Below are 5791 nucleotides of genomic sequence, written 5' to 3'. Positions count from 1 at the left end.
TTGGATATAAGCCGCCGTTTAGATTTATCCGAATGAGTAGTTGGAGAAATGCGCAAAGTCCTCTAGCCAGTTATGCGATGCCAAACCAATGGTTCAACGAACTGGGGTTGGTAAATCTTGAGCAAGTAGGAACAGGGTATGTGTTTAGCAATTATGCTGAATGGAAGTATGCATGAGCCGTATACGAGGTCCGTACGTACGGTTCTGTGAGAGGGATGAGGCGGTAACGCCTCACCCTACTCGATTTTATTTTCGCAAAAGAGAAAGGAAGCGGAGGTTTACTTCACAATTGAGCGTATTTCGCCATCTTTTAAGCGAGTAACGATTAACTCACCTTGTTGCACATCACTGGCACCATGGATCACATCACCTTGAGCATTTTGCGTGATCGAATAGCCGCGCGATAACGTAGCCAGTGGGCTAACTGCATTCATTTTATCAGTCAAACGGGTGAAAGTATGACGGGAAGAGACCAGGTATCGCTTCATCGCTTCACTCATCTCTTTTTGTTTACTGGATAACAAATATTGCTGAGTACGCAGAATTTTTTCCGGTGATAGCAGTTGAAGCTGATGTTTTTGCTTATCAATATGTTGTTGTGTTTTGTTGAGACGCGCTTGAATCGCTCGTTCTAAACGCATGCTGTATTCATCGAGCTGCTGTTGTTGGCGTTGAAGACGATTGGCGGGATGCTGCCTGTCTAAGCGATGTTGCAACTGCTTCAATTCTACTTTTCGCTGCGCAAAATAATGACGCATAGCGCTAGCAATTTTATGCTGGTATGTCTGAAATGCTTGCTTTTTATTGGTGTTGTCGCGGCTGACCAATTCCGCGGCCGCTGATGGCGTCGGAGCGCGAACATCGGCAACGAAATCAGCAATGGTGACATCAATTTCATGCCCAACCGCACTAATGATTGGGATCTGGCTTGCGGCAATGGTGCGGGCAACAATTTCGTTGTTAAAACACCATAAGTCTTCCAATGAGCCACCGCCTCGTCCAACGATCAACACATCGCACTCTGCGCGGGAGTTAGCACAGCCAATCGCTTGGGCAATTTGAATCGCAGCCTCCTCACCTTGAACCAGAGTAGGGTAGATGATAACAGGCAAACTAGGGTCGCGACGTTTAAGAACTTGCAGGATATCGTGTAGAGCTGCGCCAGTTTTTGACGTAATGACCCCCACGCATCGTGGATGCTCCGGCAAACTTTTCTTTAATGTTTGAGCAAACAAACCTTCAGCAGCCAACCTCATTTTTAGTTGGTCGAACTCTTGTTGTAAGCGACCATCGCCTTCAGGCTGCATGCTTTCAATGATGATTTGATAATCTCCACGTGGTTCGTAGAGAGATAGCCGAGCTTTTACCAATACCTGCTGACCATTCTTCGGCTTAAAATTCACAAAGCGATTGTTGCCTTTGAACATGGCGCATTTAACTTGAGCACGTGAGTCTTTAAGGGTGAGATACCAGTGACCAGAAACAGGAGCAGAGAAGTTGGAGATTTCACCAAGTAACCAAACGATGCCCATTTCATTTTCTAGTAATAATCGGACTTCAGCATTAAGACGAGAAACGGTATAGATGTTTGGATTGGTATTGGAAGGCACTAATTTTTCAACCAGACGTGAGTATGGAAATTAGCGGCAATATAATACATATCAAGGGAGGAAATGCAAATTCAAATGAAAAAAATGTGTAGCCAAGCGATTGCGTCGGGCGTATAATCCGTTCGCAATATCTAATCCAAATGCAACTTTCCAACAAGATTCAAAGAATCGAGACGAACGAGCATTTGGATTGTTTTTTATATTTACCCTCTAAATTGTGAGATATTGCAAATGCTTAGAATTGCCAAAGAAGCGCTGACATTCGACGATGTTCTGCTCGTACCAGCACACTCCACCGTTCTCCCAAACACTGCTGATCTACATACGCAGCTAACTAAAAATATTACTTTAAATATTCCAATGATTTCTGCGTCTATGGACACAGTGACAGAGGCTCGTTTAGCTATCGCTCTTGCACAAGAAGGCGGTATCGGTTTTATTCACAAGAATATGTCAATCGAGCAGCAAGCAGCAGAAGTTCGTAAAGTTAAAAAATTCGAAGCAGGCGTTGTTGCTGATCCAGTGACAGTCAACCCTGAAGCAACAATCGCTGATGTGGTAGCCCTCACTGAAAAACACGGTTTTGCGGGTTTCCCTGTGGTAACCAAAAGCAACGAACTGGTGGGTATCATTACCGGCCGTGACGTTCGTTTCGTGACTGATTTATCGAAAAAAGTAGATTCAGTCATGACGCCTAAAGCGCGTTTAGCAGCGGTAAAAGAAGGTGCTACTCGCGCTGAAGTACAAGAGAAAATGCACGAAGCTCGTGTCGAGAAAGTACTGGTTGTTAACGATGAATTCCAACTTACCGGAATGATCACAGCAAAAGACTTCCATAAAGCAGAACGTAAACCAAACGCATGTAAAGATGCTCGTGGTCGCCTACGTGTAGGTGCAGCCGTTGGTGCTGGCGCTGGTAACGAAGAGCGCGTAGCTGCGCTAGTTGAAGCGGGTGTTGACGTGCTACTTATCGACTCTTCACACGGTCACTCAGAAGGTGTTCTAAACCGTATCCGAGAAACTCGCGCCGCATACCCAGATTTAGACATCATTGGCGGTAACGTAGCCACAGGTGCTGGTGCTAAAGCACTTATTGATGCTGGTGTTAGTGCAGTAAAAGTGGGTATCGGTCCTGGCTCTATCTGTACAACTCGTATCGTAACGGGCGTAGGGGTTCCTCAAATCACAGCGATTTCTGATGCTGCTGAAGTGGCAAATGAATACGGAATTCCAGTCATCGCTGACGGCGGTATCCGTTTCTCTGGTGACATCTGTAAAGCAATCGCCGCAGGCGCATCTTGTGTTATGGTCGGTTCAATGTTCGCAGGTACTGAAGAAGCTCCGGGTGAAATCATTCTATTCAACGGTCGTTCTTACAAATCTTACCGTGGTATGGGGTCTTTGGGTGCAATGTCTCAAGGTTCTTCAGATCGTTACTTCCAATCTGATAACGCAGCTGACAAGCTGGTTCCAGAAGGTATTGAAGGTCGTATCGCATACAAAGGTCGTCTGAAAGAGATTGTTCATCAACAGATGGGTGGTTTACGTTCAAGTATGGGGCTAACAGGTTCAGCTACGATTGAAGAAATGCGCACTAAAGCCGAATTTGTGCGTATTTCTGGCGCTGGTATGGCTGAGTCACACGTACACGACGTTCAAATCACGAAAGAAGCGCCAAACTATCGTTTGGGTTAATAACCGCGTTTGGGTTAATAATCGAGTTTAGCTTAGAAACGTTTGACCGTAGTGGCAAGTTTCCTCATCGAATATTTGCTCGACGTAAACGTTTGCTTTTTTACTTGATGACTTACAGAGAGGCGAGTAGACTCGCCTCCGATCCTCCATTTAGCTGATAAGATTGCTCAATATGACCAAGAACATTCATGATCAACGAATTCTGATCCTAGATTTCGGTTCTCAATATACCCAATTGGTTGCGCGCCGCGTACGTGAAATCGATGTTTACTGTGAACTGTGGAGCTGGGACGTAGAAGAAGCGGACATTCGCGAATTCAATCCTGACGGCATTATTCTTTCTGGTGGTCCAGAAAGTGTCACTGAACAAAACTCTCCTCGCGCACCTCAATACGTTTTTGACTCAGGTGTTCCTGTTTTCGGTGTCTGTTACGGCATGCAGACCATGGCAGAACAGCTAGGCGGCAAAGTGGCTAGCTCAGAAGAGCGCGAATTTGGTTACGCGCAAGTTAAAGTGTCTGGTGAATCTGCTCTATTCAAAGATCTTGCAGAAATTCAAGATGTTTGGATGAGTCACGGTGATAAAGTGGTTGAGATCCCAACTGACTTCGTAAAAACTGGTGAAACAGACACTTGTCCGTTTGCTGCTATGGCGAACGAAGAGAAGAAATACTACGGTGTTCAGTTCCACCCGGAAGTAACGCACACGAAACAAGGCCTGCAAATGCTTGAGAACTTCGTTCTTGGTGTGTGTGGTTGTGAGCGACTATGGACATCTGAATCGATCATTGAAGACGCTGTCGCTCGTATTAAAGAGCGAGTGGGTGATGACGAAGTCATTCTGGCTCTTTCTGGTGGTGTGGATTCATCTGTTGTTGCTATGCTTGTACAGCGTGCTATCGGTGACAAATTAACCTGTGTATTTGTGGATAATGGTCTGCTGCGTCTTAACGAAGGCAAGCAGGTAATGGACATGTTTGGTGATCACTTTGGTCTGAATATAATCAAAGTCGATGCTGAAGATCGCTTTATGAATGCGCTTAAAGGCGAATCAGATCCTGAGAAGAAGCGTAAGATTATCGGCCACGAGTTTATAAATATCTTTGATGAAGAGTCGAAGAAACTGTCCAGCGCTAAGTGGCTGGCACAAGGTACTATCTACCCTGACGTGATTGAGTCTGCAGCTTCTAAAACAGGTAAGGCGCACGTAATCAAGTCTCACCATAACGTTGGCGGTCTGCCAGACGATATGAAAATGGGTCTGGTTGAACCATTACGTGAACTGTTTAAAGATGAAGTTCGTAAGATTGGTCTAGAGCTTGGTCTTCCTTATAACATGCTCTATCGTCATCCATTCCCAGGGCCGGGTCTAGGTGTTCGTGTTCTTGGTGAGATCAAGAAAGAGTACTGTGATTTACTGCGTCGTGCGGATGCTATCTTTATTGAAGAGCTTCACGCAGCAGATCTATATAACAAAGTTTCTCAAGCATTTACTGTGTTCCTACCTGTACGCTCTGTGGGTGTAATGGGCGATGGTCGTAAATATGATTGGGTTGTTTCGCTACGTGCTGTGGAAACGATTGACTTCATGACTGCACATTGGGCTCACCTACCTTATGATTTCTTAGGTAAAGTGTCTAACCGCATCATCAACGAAGTGAACGGCATTTCTCGCGTTGTTTACGATATTTCTGGTAAGCCGCCAGCAACCATCGAGTGGGAATAATTGCACGTTAGGCATTAGCTGACACTAATAAGCATAAAATTATATATAAGCTCATGTTTACATGGGCTTTTTTGTTTGCCCAGCAAAGCTGGCAAACCCGTCCACTTGAAAGAAAGTGGAGTCACCCTGACTAAGGGGAATACAATCCGAATGGCAAGGGCGTCACGGGCTAACGGAGGGGTCTGAAGGAAGCCATAGGAAGTTAGAAGTAAACAACTAACCGTAAGCTGTTTCGGCGGTACAGGTGGGTAAGCGTCCAAAATAGCGCAATGACAAATACTTAGTCAGAACTATACTGTGATTGAGGTTGGGATATCTAACAGGGAGTCAGTGCAATAACTGGGGAAGCCTGACACCACATCCGGGCAAATGCCGGAAGCATCCATCAAGAGGTGACTCAAGGTGAATGATGGTGCGAGGAGGCAGATGAATCCGTAGAAGTAAGTAAGGCACGACCAGAGAAGCCCAGTAAAGGTGTGGAGGAGAAAACCGAGCTGACCATCTGCACTGCGTTTGGTGGGGCACTGACTAGCCAATATCTTATCAGTGTTGCGAAGGGAGGAAGCATACTTTAAGTCTTTGATGAGCTGATGTTTTTTTTTAGTGGTACACAAACAAACTCGATATTGGGGTATTCCGGTCTGGTGGGCTGTGGAAGTGGTGCACTGAAACGAGAAACCGTACATGGGAGTAACTTTGCCTAACTGTAGTAGATTGCCATTGAGCTAGAAGGCTACAAAGCAGAGTGAAGTAGACCGAC

3 protein-coding genes and 1 pseudogene are annotated in these 5791 nt (G+C 45.5%); 3 read left to right on the top strand and 1 reads right to left on the bottom strand.

Translation table 11 applies throughout. The features are described from left to right. Positions 1–176 (top strand): annotated as a pseudogene (locus ACK5MF_RS07280) (group II intron reverse transcriptase/maturase); the annotation flags it as partial. Between the two features lie 102 nt (positions 177–278). Here the strand turns inward: ACK5MF_RS07280 and xseA are convergent. Then, on the bottom strand, positions 279–1610 hold the full coding sequence (xseA, locus tag ACK5MF_RS07275) for an exodeoxyribonuclease VII large subunit (RefSeq protein ID WP_416920789.1): 1332 nt from the start codon (positions 1608–1610) through the stop codon (positions 279–281). 231 nt (positions 1611–1841) lie between these two features. On the opposite strand from xseA, the gene guaB reads away from it, so the two are divergent. Together guaB and guaA are read left to right on the top strand one after the other, a co-directional pair. Continuing rightward, positions 1842–3305 (top strand): IMP dehydrogenase, encoded by a 1464-nt coding sequence (guaB, locus tag ACK5MF_RS07270; protein WP_416920787.1) that lies wholly within the window; start codon positions 1842–1844, stop codon positions 3303–3305. Positions 3306–3477: 172 nt separating this feature from the next. Next, positions 3478–5031 (top strand): glutamine-hydrolyzing GMP synthase, encoded by a 1554-nt coding sequence (gene guaA, locus ACK5MF_RS07265; RefSeq protein ID WP_416920785.1) that lies wholly within the window; start codon positions 3478–3480, stop codon positions 5029–5031. Positions 5032–5791 lie beyond the last annotated feature (760 nt).

Source organism: Vibrio sp. (assembly GCF_047973365.1).
Lineage (GTDB): Bacteria > Pseudomonadota > Gammaproteobacteria > Enterobacterales > Vibrionaceae > Vibrio.
This window is presented reverse-complemented; position numbering and strand designations above follow the sequence as displayed.

Excerpts from the sequence above, each read along its gene's own strand:
- guaB (WP_416920787.1), top strand. The coding sequence starts at position 1,842 with ATGCTTAGAATTGCCAAAGAAGCGCTGACATTCGACGATGTTCTGCTC.
- guaA (WP_416920785.1), top strand. The coding sequence starts at position 3,478 with ATGACCAAGAACATTCATGATCAACGAATTCTGATCCTAGATTTCGGT.